A 17,144-nucleotide genomic window follows, 5' to 3' on the forward strand; every position below is an offset into this window, starting at 1 on the left:
AGGCCGTGGCTACAACGCCTCAGCTCGCCCTAGGGTGGCTTCCGAAAGCCGTATCCCCGCAGTTCAGGTGCGTTCTTTCCTGGCGGCACCGTTGTGCACCCCGACAGCCGAGGCTGGCGGACACCACCGGGCACCCCACCCCCACAAAGATGTGATCTGCACCTCGGTCAAGCGTGACTCAAATCTTCCAATGAGCATTGTCATGGTTTACGCTCAAACATTACAACGCTCATTGTTTCAATGGTCATCGACGAGAGGTAGTGCTATGGGCTCCACGGCAACGCCCGCAGCGCCCCACGTGCGGATCGCGATCATCGGATCGGGATTCGGCGGGATCGGACTGGGCGTCCGCCTCCGCCAGGCGGGCCAGACCGACTTCGTCATCTTGGAACGCGCCGGCGACGTCGGTGGAACCTGGCGCGACAACACCTATCCCGGATGCGCCTGCGACGTTCCCTCCCACCTGTACTCGTTCTCTTTCGCCCCCAACCCGCACTGGCCGCGCAGCTTCTCCGGCCAGCCGCACATTCGCGCCTACCTGGAGGACGTGACCGACCGGTTCGGCCTGCGTCCCCACATCCGGACCGGCCACGAGGTCGTGGAAGCCCGCTGGGACCCTGCCCAGCTGCGCTGGACCGTCCGCACCACCGCCACCACCTACACCTGCGACATCCTGGTGAGCGCTGCCGGGGCGCTCGCCGACCCCGTCATCCCCGACATCCCCGGCCTGGACGGCTTCCCTGGACAGGTGTTCCACTCCAGCCGCTGGAACCACGACCACGACCTTGCCGGCGAACGCGTCGCGGTGATCGGCACCGGAGCCTCAGCCATCCAGATCATCCCCGCCATCCAGCCCCTGGTGCAGCGGCTCGTCGTCTTCCAGCGCACCCCCGCCTGGGTGATGCCGCGCGCCGACCGTCCCATCACCCGCCTGGAGCAGTGGCTGTTCCGCACCATTCCCGCCACCCAGAAACTCGCCCGGGCAGGCGTCTACCTCACCCGCGAATCCATGGTCGGCGCCTTCGTGCGCTACCCCGCCCTGCTTCAAGCCGCCACCGTCGTCGCCCGTGCCCACCTGCGCCGCGCTGTCCGCGACCCGGAACTCCGCGCGAAACTCACCCCCGACTACGTCATGGGGTGCAAACGCATCCTGCTGTCCAACGACTACTACCCGGCGCTGAGCCGCCCCAACGTGGACGTAGTCGCCTCCGGTCTGCAGGAAGTGCGGGGCAGCACCCTGGTCGCCGCCGACGGCACCACCCACGACGTGGACACCGTCGTCTTCGCCACCGGTTTCCACGTCACCGACATGCCGATCGCCAACCGTATCTACGACGGCGCGGGACGATCGCTCGCCGACCACTGGCGGGACGGCATGAGCGCCCTGCGCGGCACCACGGTCACCGGATTCCCCAACTTCTTCCTCATCGTGGGCCCCAACACCGGGCTGGGCCACAGCTCGATGATCTACATGATCGAATCCCAGCTGAACTACATCCTGAGCGCCCTGCGCCACCTCGACTCGACCGGAAGCGCAGCGCTCGAACCTCGCCGCTCCGCCCAAGACGCATGGAATGCCCGGCTCCAGCAGCGGATGCGGCGCACTGTGTGGGCCCGGGGCGGCTGCGCGAGCTGGTACCTCGATGCCCGCGGCTGCAACACCACCCTGTGGCCCGGCTCCACCCTCAGCTTCCGCGCCGCCACCCGCCGGATCGACCCCGCCGAATACCACCTGTTCCCGGCCCGCACCCCCACTGCACCGTCCGCCCCGACCGCACCGGAGGTAGTGTGAGACTCCCCGACACACTCCGCCCGCCCCGCCCCACCCGCGTCCTACGTGTGCGCTCCGCCGACGGCACCATGCTGCACGCTGAAGTCCACGGCCCCGAGGACGCCCCCACCGTGGTGTTCAGCCACGGCTGGACCTGCTCCACCCTGGTGTGGCTCCCCATCCTGCGTGTCCTCGGCGACAGCATCCGCGCCGTCCTCTACGACCAGCGCGGGCACGGGCGCAGCGAAACTCCGCGCCGCAGCGGCTACAGCACCACGGCTCTTGCCGACGACCTGTGCGCAGTGCTGCATGCCACAGTCCCCCGCGGCACCCGGGTCGCCGTCGTCGGCCACAGCATGGGAGGCATGACCCTCATGGCCGCAGCGGACCGGCCCGAATTCCGCTCCCGGGTGGCGGCTGCGCTGCTCGCCAGCACCGGCAGCCACGAGCTGGTCCCCGGCGCCCACGTGGTCGGCGGCCCGTCTCTCTTGCGCTCCGCCTTCCACCGGATGCTGCTCACCGCTCCGCTGCCGCTCGGGCCGATCACCCCGCTGACCCGCGCCGGGCTGCGCTACGTCACCATGTCCCCCGGCTCCTCCCCGGAGATGGTGGACCTGTGCGTCCGCATGGTCCACGCCTGCCGGGCGCTGCCGCGCGCCCGCTGGGGGGCGGTCCTCCGCGACCTCGACCTGTCCGCTGCCGTGCCCCGCCTCGACATCCCCACCCGTGTCCTCGTGGGGACCGCCGACCGGCTCACCCCGCCTTTCCACGCCCGCCGACTCGCCGAGGCCCTCCCCGCCTGCGAGAAGCTCACCCTGCTGCCCGGCCTCGGCCACATGACCCCGCTCGAAGCCCCCGAGCAGGTCAGCGCGGAACTGCAGGAGCTGCTGCGCAGCCACGTCGCCCCGGCTGCCGCCACCGACAGCGCAGCCCCGCCCCTCGAGGAGGCTCAGTGACGAAGCACCGTTTCCCCGACGGCACAGTCGCGGTGGTCACCGGCGCGGCCCGCGGTGTGGGCGCGCTCCTCGCCCGCCGGCTCGCCGCCTGCGGCGCACGCGTAGCCCTCGTCGGCCTGGAACCGGAGGAGCTCGCCACCACCGCGGCAGCATGCGGCCCCGAGTCCAGTTTCTGGGAGGTCGACGTCACCGACCGGGCAGCGCTCGCCGCAGCCGCCCGGGAGATCGAAGACCGGTACGGACGCATCGACATCGTGGTCGCCAACGCGGGGATCGCCGTGGGCGGGCCGTTTCTCGACTCCGACCCTGTCTTCTTCGACCGGGTCATCGAAGTCAACCTGCTGGGGAGTGTGGCGACTGCGCGCGCTTTCCTCCCCGCACTCCTGCGTCACCGCGGCTACCTGCTGCAGATCGCTTCCCTGGCGGCCCTGACCCCCGCTCCCATGATGTCCGCCTACTGCGCCAGCAAATCCGGAGTGGAGGCGTTCGCCCAGGCGGTGCGCATCGAAGTCGCGCACCGCGGCGTGGACGTGGGGGTCGCCTACCTCAGTTGGACGGACACCGACATGGTGCGTGGCGCCGACGCCGACACGGCCCTGCGGGAACTGCGCAGCCGCCTGCCGTGGCCGCTCAACCGCACCTATCCGCTGCCGCGCACCGTCGACGCCCTCGTCGCCGGGATCGTGCGCCGCGCTCCCCGCGTCTACGGGCAGCGGTGGCTGCCCGCTATGCAACTGGTGCGCGGCATCCTGCCGCCGCTCCTGACCCGGTTGGGCTCCCGGGAGGTGGCCCGCTTGGAGCCGAAGCTCAACGCCACCCGCAACCAGCGCCTCCGCCCGGTCGGCAAGGGCGGTGCCGCTGACGTAGCAGCACAGCACAACAGGAACGCTTCACCCTCCTAGAGGGCTGCGTGCGCCGACCCGGGTGGGGCCCATGTGACATAGTCCACCACCCGGGTCGGCGCGTCTCTATACCCCACCCCCGATGTGCGTTTCTGAGTAATGTATGAGAGTTTTCTGAACATACTCTGAGAGGATCTTGTTCTCCGAGTACGTTCTGCTACGCGACGCGGAGACCGTCTCAGGTACTGGCCCCTGCTTCCGACCGACGCTTGGAGCGATACCTCGTGTCAGTGGATGCCCCCGCCGTGCCTCCACGTGCACGCCCCTCCCGTCCGATGCCCCGGCGCTTCCTGCCCGAGGTGCAAGGGCTGCGCGCGGTAGCCGTACTCTTAGTACTCGTCTACCACCTCAACGCCGCCGTCCTCCCTGGCGGCTACGTCGGAGTCGACGTCTTCTTCGTCATCTCCGGTTTCCTCATCACCTCCCTCCTGCTACGTGAGGTCCACGACCACGGCAGGATCTCGGTCAGCCAGTTCTACATCCGCCGGGTCCGCCGCATCCTGCCCGCGGCCACCCTCGTGCTCCTGGCCACCGGGATCGCCACGGTCCTCCTGCTTCCCGTCACCCGTCTGGAGCAGGCCGCGCTGGAACTCGCTGCCAGCGCCGCCTACATCGAAAACTTCGTGCTGGCCGCGCAGACCGTGGACTACCTGGCTGCGGAGGAAGCGCCCAGCCCGGTCCAGCACTTCTGGTCCCTGGCGGTGGAAGAGCAGTTCTACCTGGTGTGGCCGCTCCTGTTCGTGGGCTGGGCAGCGCTGCGCTCCCGCCTCTCCGAACAGCGCCGTGAACTCGTCCTGGGCGGCGCCATCACCGTGATCATCACCGCCTCCCTGATCTGCTCGGTGGTGATGACACAGACCGACCCCACCTCCGCCTACTTCGTCCCCTTCACCCGGATGTGGGAGCTGGCCGCAGGCGGCCTGCTAGCAGTCGTCCTCGCCCGGTGGAACCTGCCTGACCGGCTGCGCGACCCCGTGGGATGGGCCGGCCTGGTCGCCATCGGCGTGGCCGCGGTCTACTACAACGAGCACACCGCGTTCCCCGGGTACGCCGCTGCCCTGCCGGTCCTGGGCGCGGCCGCGGTGATCGCCGCGGGGGAAGGCAGGAGCCGCTACAGCGCCGGGCAGCTGCTGAGCACCCGCCCCGCCCGGTTCATCGGCGACATCTCCTATGCCCTCTACCTGTGGCACTGGCCGCTCATTGTGATTGCTTTGGGCATGTTCAACGAGACAGAGCTGTCCTTCGGGACCGCCGTCGCCCTGGGTGCCCTCTCCATCCTCCTCGCCTGGCTGACGAAGATCACGGTGGAGGACCCGATCCGCATGCGCGGCCTCCTCAGCACCGGACGCACCGCACTGGCGTTCGCACTGTCCGGGATCATCGTGGTGTCCGGGACCGCGTGGGGCATCAACTCCCACGTCCAGCAGATCCGCTCCGTCGAATTCAACCCGGAGGTCCACCTCGGGCCGCAGGCCCTGGACGAGGAGGACCGGCCTGAGGAGCTCACCGCCCCGCCCTACCCCTCGGTGCTGACCGCCGAAGACGACCTGCCCGACCTGTACGAGGACGGCTGCCAGTCCTCGGAGGAGGACACCTTTCCCTCCCCGTGCGTCTACGGTCCTGACGACGCTGAGACCACGGTGGCGCTGGTGGGCGACTCGCACGCCGCCCACTGGTCCCCGGCACTGCAGGAGATCGCTGAGGACCGCGACTGGCAGCTGTACACGTTCACCAAGTCTTCGTGTGCGTTCACCGCGACCCTGCTCGTCCGCCCCGGGGAGGAGACCCCCTACACCCAGTGCCAGTTGTGGACCGAGAACGTCCTCTCCGAACTGCACAAACTCGATCCGGACTTCGTGATCACCAGTTCGCGGGCCAAGGCGACCCCCTACGGCATGGACGGCGATGAGGAGGAAGCCCGGCGCGCGGTGGCCGAAGGCATGTCCGCGCTGTGGCAGCTTCTGGACGAGGCGGGCATCACCGTGGTGGCCCTGCGCGACACTCCCACCACCCGCAGCCGGATCGTGGAGTGCATCGACCTGCACAGTCCGGACGTCGAAGCCTGCGTCCGGGAGCGGGACAGCGCGCTCAACGGCGAGGACCCGCAGGTCATTGCGGCTGAGGAGGGCGACGTGGACACGCCGATCGTGGACTTGAGCGACCGCTTCTGCCTGGACGACATCTGCCCGGCGGTGATCGGCAACGTCCTCGTCTACCGGGACAGCCACCACATCACGGCCACCTATTCGCGCCTGCTCTCCGACGACCTGGCTGAACGGCTCGAAGAGGTGCTCTGAGCGCGTCCGGCCCTCGGCGGAGGGCAGGGCCCCGCCCGGACACGTGCGGGCCCGCCGCGTGGGAGGAACGCGGCGGGCCCGCTCATGGGGAGGGAGTGAGGAGGGAGTGGCTTAAGAGGCCTTGGTGGCGTCTTCCACTTCCTTGATGAAGCGGTCCGCGGCCTCCGCCGGGGTGAGCCGGCCGAACATCAGGTCGTCGTTGATGCGCTTGATGATGTCGACCACCTGGCCAGCGCCGATGGGCGGCGGCGGGTTGCCGTCGACGATCGTGCCTTCGATCTCGGCGAGGAACTCGGCGCTGCGGCGGTCCGCTTCAGGCAGCGCGTCCACGATCGACTCGCGGACCTCCACGTTGGCGGGCAGGCCCCGGTCGGCAAGCAGGATCGCGGCGGCCTCCTCGCTGTTGAGCAGGAAGTCGACGAACTTGGCGGCCTCCTCCGGGTGCTCGGTGCCCGCGGAAATGGAGTAGTACATGGCCGGCTTGAAGTACATGCCGGTGCGTTCGTGCTCGGTCTCCCCGGGGTAGCGGAGCAGTTCGATCTCCCGGCCCGAGGAAGCGCTGATCGCGCCGAGCTGGTTGGTCCAGAAGTGCGCCATGGCGCCCTTGTTGGTGGCGAGGACCGACTGGTCGGGGCCGCCAGCCTCAATCTCTACGCTCTCGGACGCGCCCGGCTGCGCTCCGCTCTCCAGAAGATCGACCGTGTACTGGAACCACTTCTCCAGGGTCTTCTTGGAGAAGCCGAGCTTGCCGTCCTCGGTGTAGAGGGACTCGCCGTGCTGGCGGGCGAAGATCGCGAACCCGGTCTCGTTGTAGCCCATGGCCTGGGTGCCGACGATCTCGCCGTTGCTCTTCTCGCTGATCTCCGCGGCAATCTTGACGTAGTCGTCCCACGTCCACGTGTCGTCGTCCGGCATGTCCACGCCGGCGTCGGCGAACGCCTGCGGGTCAGCGAGGATCGCATAGGCGTTGACGCCGGTCGCCACCCCGTAGGTGGCGCCGTCGAGGTCGCCGCTCTCCGCGACCAGCGGGTCGATCTTGGACAGGTCCAGGCCGTCCAACTGGGACAGGTCGAGCAGTGCACCCCGCTCCGCATACTCGCGCAGGTAGCGCTCTTCCTGGGTGATGATGTCGGGGGCGTCTCCCGCCGCGGTCGTGGTGGCGAGCTTGTCCCAATAGGATGCCCAGTCGGTGTACTCGCCGACGATCTTGATCCCGGGGTTCTGCTCCTCGAACAGTTCGATGACCTCCTGGGTCATCGCATGGCGTTCATCCGACCCCCACCAGGAAAACCGGAGTTCGACAACACCGTCCGCGCTGTCGCCACCCTGGCCGCCGCAGCCGCTCACGACCATGGTGAGCGCGGTGAGGGCTGCGGCCAGAGGGAGGGTCCGGGAGCGGAGGCGGACTGAGGGGCGTCCGCTGGGGGATTCTGCTCTCATCGTCACTGTTCCCTTCACTTATTTGATCCCGGTGGTGGCGATGCCTCTGACGAGATACCGCTGACCTGCGAGGAAGAAGCCGAAGACCGGACCGAGGGCGACGATCGACATCGCGAACAGCGGGCCCCAGGAGGTCTGGCTCGTGGAGTCCACGAACGTGCGCAGCGCCACGGGGACGGTGTACATGTTCGGGTCGGTGAGGAAGATCAACTGGCTGAAGAAGTCGTTCCACGTCCAGATGAAGGTGAAGATCGCCGTGGTCGCCAGGGCCGGCATGGACAACGGCAGGATCACCTGCAGGAAGATCCGCACATGCCCGCACCCGTCGATGCGTGCCGCCTCGTCGAGGTCCCGGGGCAGGCCGCGGATGAACTGGACCATGAGGAAGACGAAGAAGCCGTCGGTCGCCAGCAGTTTGGGGACGATCAGCGGGTAGAACGTGTTGATCCAGTCCAGCTTGGCGAACAGGATGTACTGCGGGACGATCACGACGTGGATCGGCAGCATGATCGTCATCAGCATGATGGCGAAGAACAGCTTCTTGCCGAAGAACTCCAGCCTGGCGAAGGCGTAGGCGGCCATGGAGCAGCCGAGGAGGTTGCCGATGATCGCCCCGGCCACCACGATCGCCGAGTTGAGCAGGTAGTGGTGGAAGGGATGCTGGAGTGCGGTCCAGCCTTCGGTGTAGTTCCCCGGCATGAAGGTGCTGGGAATCAGACTGGGGTCGCGGAAGATCTCCTCGGTCGGTTTGAACGAGCTGGAGAGCATCCACAGCAGGGGGTAGAGCATCACTACGCCGAAGGCGACCAGCCCTGCGTGGATGAGGAGGAGGCGGCGGATCCGCTCGTTGCGCGCCTTCTTCTGTCCCGTGGCAGTCGCGGTTGTCTTAGTCACCATAGAAGACCCAGTACTTGGAGGCGATGAAGTTCACTGCGGTGAACCCGCCGATGATCATCAGCAGCAGCCAGGCCATCGCCGAGGCGTAGCCCATGTCGAAGGCGCCGAAGCCCTTCTGGTACAGGTAGAGTGTGTAGAAGAGGGTGGAGTCGCTCGGTCCCCCCGTGCCGCCGCTGACGATGAACGCCTGGGTGAACGTCTGGAAGGCGTTGATCATCTGCAGCACAAGATTGAAGAAGATGATCGGGGTGAGCAGGGGGATCGTGATGGTGAAGAACCGGCGCACGGGCCCGGCTCCGTCCACGGCAGCGGCTTCGTAGTACATGGTGGGGATCTGCCGCAGGCCGGCGAGGAAGATCACCATGGGCGCGCCGAACGTCCACACGTTCAGGACCACGAGGGTGCCCAGCGCGTAGTCGGGGTGGGAGACCCATCCTTCCCCTTGGATTCCGAAGAACCCGAGAATCTGGTTGATCAGGCCGTTGGCGCCGAAGATCTGCCGCCACAGGATCGCGATGGCGACGCTGCCGCCGAGCAGGGACGGCAGGTAGTACACCGAGCGGTAGATCGACAGGCCACGCACTCCCCGGTCCAGCACGAGCGCCAGGGCCAGGGCCAGGGCGAGCTGGAGCGGCACCGAGACGAAGACGTAGATGAAGGTGACCTTCATCGAGGTGTGCAGCCGCTCGTCGTCGAGCATCCTCCGGTAGTTGTCCAGACCGACCCAGGAGGGCTCGCCGATGAGGCTGTAGTCGGTGAAGGAGAAGTACAGCGAGGCGAGGATCGGCCCGAGCGTGATGCAGAAGAGCCCGATGAACCAGGGTAGGAGGAAGCCGTAGGCCGTGAGCGTCTCGCGGAGTTTGCGGGGAGCCCAACGGCGCGGCTTCGGCTGCGGAGGTGTGGCTGGTGCGGCGGAGGGAGGTGACCCGGACGTGACGGGACGCCGCTGCAGCAGCGCGCTCATGGCGCCTCACCGTCCAGGTAACCCGCCCCCGGCACGGCGGTAGATCCGGTGACCAGGTCTGGGTTCATAACGTGGAACCGCCCATCTACTGGCTGAACGTGCTCTGGGACGAACGTGCAGAAAACCACTCTGGGATTATCCTGCAGCGAGCTTGGTAAGCGCTATCCATAAGGTATGGTGTTCAGTTTCTAGCACCGGGTGACGAGGGTGTCAACGATTTGACCAACAGAAAAACTCCTCTTTTCCTCGGATGTTCAGCAAAATCCCTGATCGGACGCGTGTGCAGCGGTGAGAAACCATCTCAGCACACTCCGTGCCCCGCATCCCCGCGCCAGCCCTTTTCGACCTCCCGGTCGAGGTAAGCGGTATCCCTACCTGGAAAACCGAGAACCATCGTGAAGAGGGGGTTTCCCGCAAGAATCCGGGGTTCTGCCGCACTTCTCCCACCTCCCTCTGCACAGAGTCATGGAAAGCGTTTACCATATGGAGCGTGAACGAACACACACCACAGCCAGGAGTCGAACCCTCTCCCGCACCACGCCGCTACGCGATCGTGGGCACCGGGTCACGCGCCCGGATGTACACCCGTGCCCTGGTCACCACCCATGCCGACCGCGGCCGTCTTGTCGCCCTATGCGACCCCAACCGCACCCGGATGGCCGTGCATAACGAAATCGTCACGCAGGCAGGATACGACCCGGTCCCCACCTACCACCCCGACGACTTCACCCGGATGCTCGACGCTGAGGCGGTCGACGAGGTGATCGTGTGCACCGTGGACCGGCTGCACGCCGACTACATCGTGGCCGCCCTGGACGCGGGCCGCGACGTCATCACGGAAAAACCGATGACCGCCGACCTTGAGGGCTGCCGCCGCATCTACGCCGCCCAGGAGCGCACCGGCGGTCGGGTCACCGTCGGCTTCAACTACCGCTACAACCCGGTCCACCGCCAACTGCACACCCTGCTGCGCTCCGGCGTTATCGGAGAGATCGGCTCTGTCCACTTCGAATGGCTGCTCGACCTGCGCCACGGGGCCGACTACTTCCGCCGCTGGCACCGGGACAAGCACAACTCCGGCGGCCTGCTGGTGCACAAGGCCAGCCACCACTTCGACCTCGTCAACTGGTGGATCGGCTCCCGTCCCACCGAAGTCTTCGCCTGGGGCGACCTGTTCTTCTACGGGCCGGAGAACGGCCGCCGCCACGGGGTAGCCGCCGACTACGAGCGCGCCCACAACAGCCCCGCGGCCGAAAACGACCCGTTCGCCCTCCACCTGCGCGACAGTGCGGACCTCACCAAGCTCTACCTGGACGCTGAGCACGAGGACGGCTACCGGCGCGACCTCAACGTCTTCGGCCCCGGCATCACCATCGAAGACGACATGTCGGTGCTGGTGCGCTACGCCTCGGGAGTCAAGCTCACCTACCACCTGGTGGCCTACGCCCCCTGGGAGGGCTACCGACTCGCGATCACCGGCAGCCGGGGCCGCCTCGAGCTTGACGTCACCGAATCCCCGTGGACCTCGCCGCACCAGGACGAGACCACACCGGTACGGGGCATGCCCGCCCCCAAGGAGAACACCACTGCCACCTTGACCCTGCGCCCCCACTGGGAGCCGCCGCAGAACATCCCCGTCGCGGTCGGCGAAGGCTCGCACGGCGGCGGCGACATCCGCATGCTCGACTCGCTGTTCGGCGGCGGAGACGACGGTATCCGTCCCGACCACAACGACGGCGCCTATGCCCTGCTCACCGGGCTTGCCGCCAACAAGTCGATGGAGACGGGCGCCCCCGTGGTGGTGGACACGCTCCTGCACGACTAGCCCGCACCCGAGAGTCCCGCGCCGCTGTCCCCTCCTGAGGCGCGGGATCCCTGCGCCCCCGGTGGAAGTGGCCGCCGCCGGGGGCGCCTCGCCTGTCGGCCGCTCATTTCATCCGGGACAGCGCCTCCAGGGCTGCCCGGCGAGGTGCCGAGCAGCCCTGGGCACTGCGCAGCGCCCCTTTAGTGCTCCGGCAGCACCAGGCGGCCGTTCACCCGGCGCGGCACCGGGTGTTCCGGGTGGTCCCGCAGTTCGTCGGGAAGCAGCCGCTGCGGAGCGTTCTGCCAGGTCACCGGCTTCAGGAAGCGGCGCATCGCGGTCATGCCCACCGAAGTGTGCAGCGCGTTAGTCGTCGCAGGCCACACCCCGCCGTGGGTCATCGCCCAGCTCACCGCCACTCCCGTGGGGTAGCCGTTGTAGACCAGGCGGCCGGCCATAGCGCGCAGTACCGGCGCCACCTCGTCGGCGAACTCCTCGTCGTCTTCGGCGATGAGGGTGGCGGTGAGCGAGTCCGGCACCTTCGCCAGGGCCGCGCGCAGGTCGTCGAGACCGCGGTAGGTGACGAGCACGGTCACGGGGCCGAAGCACTCCTCGGTGGCGGCGACGGTGAGCTCTTCGGCGCTCGTCTCCAGCAGCCGCACCGGCACGCTCCAGCCGGCGGAGTCGGCGGGGGCGCCTTCGGCACGGCGGCGCACCGCGGGGTCGTCGGCGGTCTGCTCCCAGCGGGCCAGGTAGTCTCGCTGGATCGCGGCGTTGAGCAGCACCACGGGCTGCCGCTCGGCTACGGCCGCGGCAATAGCCTCGCCCACCTGTTTTCCTGCCGCATCGTCGGGGAGGAAGACCAGCCCCGGCTTCGTGCAGAACTGGCCCGCGCCCAGGGTGAAGGAGCCCACAATTCCTTCGGCGATCTCCTGTGCCCGGGCGGCAGCCGCTGCCGGGGTGACGACGAGCGGGTTGATACTGCCGAGCTCGCCGTAGAAGGGGATGGGGTCGGGGCGAGAGGAGGCGAGGTCGAAGAGGAACCGCCCGCCGCGGAGCGATCCGGTGAAGCCCACGGCCCGGATCACGGGATGACGTACCAGGGCGGCCCCGGCCTGCTGCCCGTAGACGATGCCGAGGACACCGTCGGGGGCCCCGGCCTCCCGCAGGGCGCGGACCATGATGTCGTAGCAGAGCTTCGACGTCGCCGGGTGGGAGGAATGTGCTTTCACCACCACCGGGCAGCCCGCGGCGAGCGCCGAGGCGGTGTCCCCACCGGGCACGGAGAAGGCGAGCGGGAAGTTGCTGGCGCCGAAGACCGCGACCGGGCCGAGGGGCACGAGCATACGCCGCAGGTCGGGGCGGGGCCCCATGGGGGTGTCCGCTGCGTGGTCGATCGTGGCTTCCAGGTAGGAGCCTTCTTCGAGGGCGGCGGCGAACTGCTCGAACTGGAAGCAGGTGCGGGTGAGTTCACCATTGAGGCGGGTTTCGCCCAGCGCGGTCTCCCGGTCGGCGACCATGACGATGGCCGCGCGCTCCGCCTCCAAGGCCTGGGCTACAGCGCGCAGCAGCGCGGCCCGCTCAGCGCGGGACATGGCGGCTAGGACGGGGGCGGCCTGCGCGGCGGCCCGGCACAGCGCATCCACCTCGGCGTCGCCGGTGGTGGCGGCCACGGTCTCCACGGGCGTGCCGGTGCGTGGGTCGATGCTGACGACGTCTGCCATGGGCGGTTGCACGTCCTCTCGTTGACATGGCATTCCGGCGCCGCCTACATTGGGCAAGCGCTTTCCATTGACGATAGCAGCCAAGGGAGTCGATGTCGTGAACACCGTCACCGCCACACACCCCAGGCCGATTCCCCTTCGCGGACCTCGGGTGATGCCGCGATGACCCCCACCCTCCCCATCCCGGTCGTCCTCGCCGGCGTGCACGGGCACGGCCGCTCCCACCTGCGCACCCTGCAGCGCCTCAGCGAACAAGGGATTGTCAGGCTGGTGGGGGTGTGCGACCCCCGTCCGGTACCCCCCTCCCTGTTGGACGGCTTCGGGTCGGTGACCTACTCCCCCGACCTCTCCGACGTGCTGCGCACCACCGGCGCCGCGATCACCATCCTCGTCACCCCCATCCACACCCACCTGCCGCTCGCCCGGACCGCCCTCGAACACGGCTCCCACCTGCTGGTGGAGAAACCCCCCACCGCCACGCTGGCCGAGTTCGAGGAGCTGTGCACGGCCGTGGCCCTCTCCGGCCTGGCCTGCCAGGTGGGTTTCCAAAGCCTCGGCTCTTCCGCTGTGGCAGCCGTGCGCAGTCTCATCGCCGACGGGGCAATCGGCGCCGTGCGCGGCATCGGCGGGGCGGGCACCTGGATCCGCACCTCGGCCTACTACGAGCGCGCCGCGTGGGCGGGCCGCCGCCGACTGGACGGCCGCGACGTGGTCGACGGGGCCCTCACCAACCCCTTCGCGCACGCCATCATCACCGCCCTGGCCGTCGCCGACGCTGAGGGGGCCGTGTCCGGCCCCATCGAACTGGAGCTCTTCCACGCCCACGCCATCGAAAGCGACGACACGTCGTGCGTGCGGTTCCGCTCCTCCACCGGCGTGCCAATCTCGATCGCGGTCACCCTGTGCGCCGCCGAACATCGCCCGCCCCAGCTCGTAGTACACGGGGAGACGGGGAGGATCATCTTCGAATACACCCTGGACCGCGTCACTCTCGACCGGGACAGCGCCGACCCCGTCACCACGGTGTATCCCCGCACCGGCCTCATGGAGAACCTGGTAGCCCACATCACCCGGGAAGTGCCGCTCCTCGTCCCGCCCGAGGCCACGCGCGGCTTCATGACCGTCCTGGAAGCGGTCCGGTGTGCGCCCGACCCGCGTCCCATCCCCGAGTCGGCCCAGCAGGTGTCGGTCACCGCGGAAGGAACCCGCCGCATAGTGTCCGGCATCGACGAGCTTGTCCACCGCAGCGCTTCCCACATCGCCCTGTTCTCCGAACTCGACGCCCCCTGGGCATCGATGACCGAGGTGGCCCCGTGACCAATCCGACCCCAGCTCCAGCAACCCTCTCGGTGTGCGGCACCGTCGTCGCCCGCTACTGCGACGGCTCCGACGTCGCCCCCACCCTCTCCCCTCGCCCCTACCTGCACCCTGTCACCACCCTCGGCCAGACCACCGTCACCGAGGTCTACCCCGACGACCACCGGCACCACCTGGGGGTCAGCATCGCGGTCGCCGACGTGTCCGGAGTGAGTTTCTGGGGTGGCCGCACCTTCACCCGGGACCGCGGCTCCGTCATGCTCGACAACCACGGCCGCCAGCACCACGTGTCCTGGATCACAGTCGATGACGCACACCTCGTGGAACTGGTGTCGTGGACTGCGCCGGACGGCACAGAACTACTGCGGGAGGAACGCTCCTGGACCGCGCGTCCGATAAGCCCCGACGCGTGGGCTCTCGACGTCGCCACCCGGCTGTGCAACACCAGCGGACGGGACCTGAGCATTGGCAGCCCGGCGACCAACGGGCGTCCCCGGGCCGGCTACGGCGGCTTCTTCTGGCGGGCTCCGATCGCCGCAGAACCGCCGCGGGTCTTCGGCCCCGGCCTCGACACCGAAGACCAGTTGCACGGCTCCCGCGCCGCCTGGCTGGCGCTGGTCGGCCGTTCCCCGCAAGGACGCGCCTGGACCTTGGTGTTCACCCAGGACGGCCCGGAACGCGACCCGTGGTTCCTGCGGGCCGCGGAATACCCCGGCGTCGGCACAGCCCTCGCCTGGTCCCGCAGGCTCCCCGTCCCCGCGGGGAGCACCCTGGAACGGCAGGTGACCACGGTCATCGCCGACGGCTGCCCCGACCCGGCTGCGCTCGCCGACGCGGCCCGGAAGCGTCCATGACCTTCGGTAGAAAGGCGGTATCCATGCGTGTCCTGGTCACCGGCGGCTCGGGACGGCTCGGCCGCAGTGTGGTCGCGGTGCTCGCCGACCGCGGTCACGAGGTCACCTCCGTCGACCTTGTGGACGGCCCGTGCCCTGACGGGGTCCGCGGCGTGGTCGCGGACCTGCTCGACGACGACGCCCGCGCCCGCGTATTCGCGGAAGCCCGTCCGGAAGGCGTGGTCCACCTGGCGGGCATCGCGGTCCCGTTCGCCCGCCCCGACCTGGAAATCCTCGACATCAACACCCGGCTGGCCTGGGCGGTGCTCACCGACGCGGTCGCCTGCGGGGCGCGCTGCGCAGTAGCCGCGTCCAGTCCCACTGTTTTCGGGTACAACACTCCCTCTTGGCGCCCCCGTTACCTACCCTTAGATGAGGAACACCCGGTGGCGCCGTGGCACGCCTACGGGTTGAGCAAGCTCATCATCGAAGAGACAGTGCGTGCGGTGGCCCGCACCAGCGGCGACTGCGTGGTGGCGACGGTACGGCCCGGATACGTGATCGCCCCGGAAGAGTGGGAGGGCGCTCCCACCCAGCAGGGGCACACCGTAGCTGAACGGCTGGCCAATCCGGAACTGGCAGCGGTCTCGCTGTTCAACTACATCGACGCCCGCGATGCAGGCGAACTGTTCGCACTGATCCTCGAACATCCGGAGCGGGTGGCTAACGGACAGGTCTTCCACGCCATCGCCGAGGACCCGCTGGCCACTCGTCCGTTGCGGGAACTACTGCCGCAGTTCCATCCCACCACTGCGGGACTGGCCGAGACGCTGGCCGACAGTCAGGCAGCTTTCAGTTCAACCGCTGCCTTCAAGGCCCTAGGCTGGCGTGCTAGGAGGCAGTGGCGTACTGAACTTCGGGAGAACGTCCAGGGCGGAGGCGGTGGTGCGGGCTCCTGAGCCGCCACCGCCGCCCCACGAGCAGAAAGGAAAGAGTTTTCCTGGTGGCACGCAGGGGAAAGGGCGACGGGGTGGGATCCGGGTACGTGACACTGGAGCAGGTCGCTAAACACGCCGGGGTCTCCCTGGCAACCGCGTCGCGCGTGATCAACGGAAGTACCCGGCAGGTCGGTGAGAAACTCCGGGAGCGCGTCACCGCGAGCGCCCGCGAGCTGGGTTACCTGGCCAACGCGTCAGCACAGACACTGGCCCGCAACACCAGCTCGCTGGTGGGGCTCATCGTGCACGACATCGCCGACCCGTACTTCTCCAGCATCGCCGCTGGAGTCACCCGCCACGCTGAGGGTGAGGGTCTCGTCGTGGTGCTGGGCACGACCGGACGCGCTCCGCAACGCGAGGTGCAGCTGCTCTCGACCTTGCGCGCGCACCGCGCCCGCGCGGTGGTCCTGGTGGGTAGCCGCACGATCGACGAGGAGAGCACCCGCAAACTCGCTGACGAGATCCGCATCTTTACCCGGCAGGGCGGGCGGGTCGCCTGCGTTTCCCAGGAGGGCCTGCCCGCGGACACGGTGGTGCCCGACAACCGCAACGGCGCTGCCGCGCTGGCCCGCCACCTCATCGAGCTGGGGCACCGCAAGTTCGCGATCTTGGCTGGCCCCACCGACCTGTGCGCTGCCCGCGACCGGCTGGACGGGTTCCACTCGGCCCTGTCGAGCGCGGGGATCGAGCTCGCCTACCACAACGTGGTGCACGGCGCGTTCACCCGGGACGGGGGGTATGAGTCGACCAAACGGCTGATGGCCACGGGCACCGACGCGACCTGCCTGTTCGCGGTCAACGACGTGATGGCCACCGGTGCGATGGCGGCTTTGCGGGATCTGGGGCTGCGAGTGCCGGAGGACCTGTCCGTGGCAGGTTTCGACGACATCCCCACCCTCCGCGACCTCACCCCGGCGCTGACCACGGTGCGTCTGCCCTTGGAGAAGATGGGCGAAGAGGCGGCCCGGCTGGCCCTGGACGGGGAGACGCCTGACGAGCCGCGGGTGATCCCCGTGCAAGGCGAGGTCATCGCCCGGGAGAGCACAGCACCGCCCACCCGGAGCTGACTGCTGTCCACCATCTCTGGCTTTGCCTGCTTCCAGCCGCAGGCCCCGCGGGGCCTGCGGCTGTCGTCGTCTTGGCCGTGTCGTGCACAGCGGTGGATGCCCTCTCGCTATCCCCCGCCAGAAAATTCGCTGTCCGACGACAACCCCTGCCCCTCGGCGTTTTCCGTTACTTTCCCT

Annotated in this window: 13 protein-coding genes; 9 read left to right on the plus strand and 4 right to left on the minus strand. The window is 68.6% G+C overall.

Annotated features, from left to right (window positions below; all coding sequences use genetic code 11):
- Positions 1-265: 265 nt before the first annotated feature.
- The 4 genes from TFU_RS08360 (at position 266) to TFU_RS08375 (ending at position 5,926) form a co-directional block, all read left to right on the plus strand.
- Positions 266-1,792, plus strand: coding sequence for a flavin-containing monooxygenase (locus TFU_RS08360; RefSeq protein WP_011292124.1), 1,527 nt, complete (start codon positions 266-268; stop codon positions 1,790-1,792).
- The gene (locus TFU_RS08365; RefSeq protein ID WP_011292125.1) at positions 1,789-2,727 is read left to right on the plus strand and encodes an alpha/beta fold hydrolase; all 939 of its coding nucleotides are present in this window, start codon (positions 1,789-1,791) and stop codon (positions 2,725-2,727) included. The genes TFU_RS08360 and TFU_RS08365 overlap by 4 nt, the downstream gene beginning before the upstream one ends.
- Positions 2,724-3,629, plus strand: a complete 906-nt coding sequence (locus tag TFU_RS08370; protein ID WP_011292126.1) for an SDR family oxidoreductase — start codon at positions 2,724-2,726, stop codon at positions 3,627-3,629. The genes TFU_RS08365 and TFU_RS08370 overlap by 4 nt, the downstream gene beginning before the upstream one ends.
- 275 nt (positions 3,630-3,904) lie before the next feature.
- The gene (locus TFU_RS08375; RefSeq protein WP_016188779.1) at positions 3,905-5,926 is read left to right on the plus strand and encodes an acyltransferase family protein; all 2,022 of its coding nucleotides are present in this window, start codon (positions 3,905-3,907) and stop codon (positions 5,924-5,926) included.
- Positions 5,927-6,037: 111 nt separating this feature from the next.
- On the opposite strand, the gene TFU_RS08380 is transcribed toward TFU_RS08375, so the two are convergent.
- The 3 genes from TFU_RS08380 to TFU_RS08390 are packed head-to-tail and all read right to left on the minus strand — an operon-like array spanning position 6,038 to position 9,227.
- On the minus strand, positions 6,038-7,366 hold the full coding sequence (locus TFU_RS08380) for an ABC transporter substrate-binding protein (RefSeq protein ID WP_011292128.1): 1,329 nt from the start codon (positions 7,364-7,366) through the stop codon (positions 6,038-6,040).
- 18 nt (positions 7,367-7,384) lie between these two features.
- Positions 7,385-8,263: a carbohydrate ABC transporter permease gene (locus tag TFU_RS08385; protein WP_011292129.1), complete on the minus strand. Its 879-nt coding sequence runs from the start codon at positions 8,261-8,263 to the stop codon at positions 7,385-7,387.
- Positions 8,253-9,227, minus strand: coding sequence for a carbohydrate ABC transporter permease (locus TFU_RS08390; protein WP_011292130.1), 975 nt, complete (start codon positions 9,225-9,227; stop codon positions 8,253-8,255). The genes TFU_RS08385 and TFU_RS08390 overlap by 11 nt, the downstream gene beginning before the upstream one ends.
- Positions 9,228-9,717: 490 nt before the next feature.
- Here TFU_RS08390 and TFU_RS08395 point away from each other — a divergent pair, with 490 nt between their 5' ends.
- Positions 9,718-11,052, plus strand: a complete 1,335-nt coding sequence (locus TFU_RS08395) for a Gfo/Idh/MocA family protein (protein ID WP_011292131.1) — start codon at positions 9,718-9,720, stop codon at positions 11,050-11,052.
- A 179-nt stretch (positions 11,053-11,231) separates the two neighbouring features.
- On the opposite strand, the gene TFU_RS08400 is transcribed toward TFU_RS08395, so the two are convergent.
- On the minus strand, positions 11,232-12,752 hold the full coding sequence (locus TFU_RS08400) for an aldehyde dehydrogenase (NADP(+)) (protein WP_041428059.1): 1,521 nt from the start codon (positions 12,750-12,752) through the stop codon (positions 11,232-11,234).
- 162 nt (positions 12,753-12,914) lie between these two features.
- Between TFU_RS08400 and TFU_RS08405 the strand changes: the two genes are divergently transcribed.
- The 4 genes from TFU_RS08405 to TFU_RS08420 all read left to right on the plus strand — a co-directional run bounded on the left by TFU_RS08405 (position 12,915) and on the right by TFU_RS08420 (position 16,967).
- Positions 12,915-14,069 (plus strand): Gfo/Idh/MocA family protein, encoded by a 1,155-nt coding sequence (locus TFU_RS08405; RefSeq protein ID WP_011292133.1) that lies wholly within the window; start codon positions 12,915-12,917, stop codon positions 14,067-14,069.
- Positions 14,066-14,923 (plus strand): PmoA family protein, encoded by an 858-nt coding sequence (locus tag TFU_RS08410; protein WP_011292134.1) that lies wholly within the window; start codon positions 14,066-14,068, stop codon positions 14,921-14,923. The genes TFU_RS08405 and TFU_RS08410 overlap by 4 nt, the downstream gene beginning before the upstream one ends.
- Before the next feature lie 23 nt (positions 14,924-14,946).
- Positions 14,947-15,861: an NAD-dependent epimerase/dehydratase family protein gene (locus TFU_RS08415; protein ID WP_016188785.1), complete on the plus strand. Its 915-nt coding sequence runs from the start codon at positions 14,947-14,949 to the stop codon at positions 15,859-15,861.
- Positions 15,862-15,932: 71 nt separating this feature from the next.
- Entirely contained in the window at positions 15,933-16,967 is a 1,035-nt protein-coding gene (locus tag TFU_RS08420) for a LacI family DNA-binding transcriptional regulator (RefSeq protein ID WP_011292136.1), read from the plus strand.
- The last annotated feature ends 177 nt before the right edge of the window (positions 16,968-17,144 follow it).

This window comes from Thermobifida fusca YX (assembly GCF_000012405.1).
GTDB lineage: Bacteria > Actinomycetota > Actinomycetes > Streptosporangiales > Streptosporangiaceae > Thermobifida > Thermobifida fusca.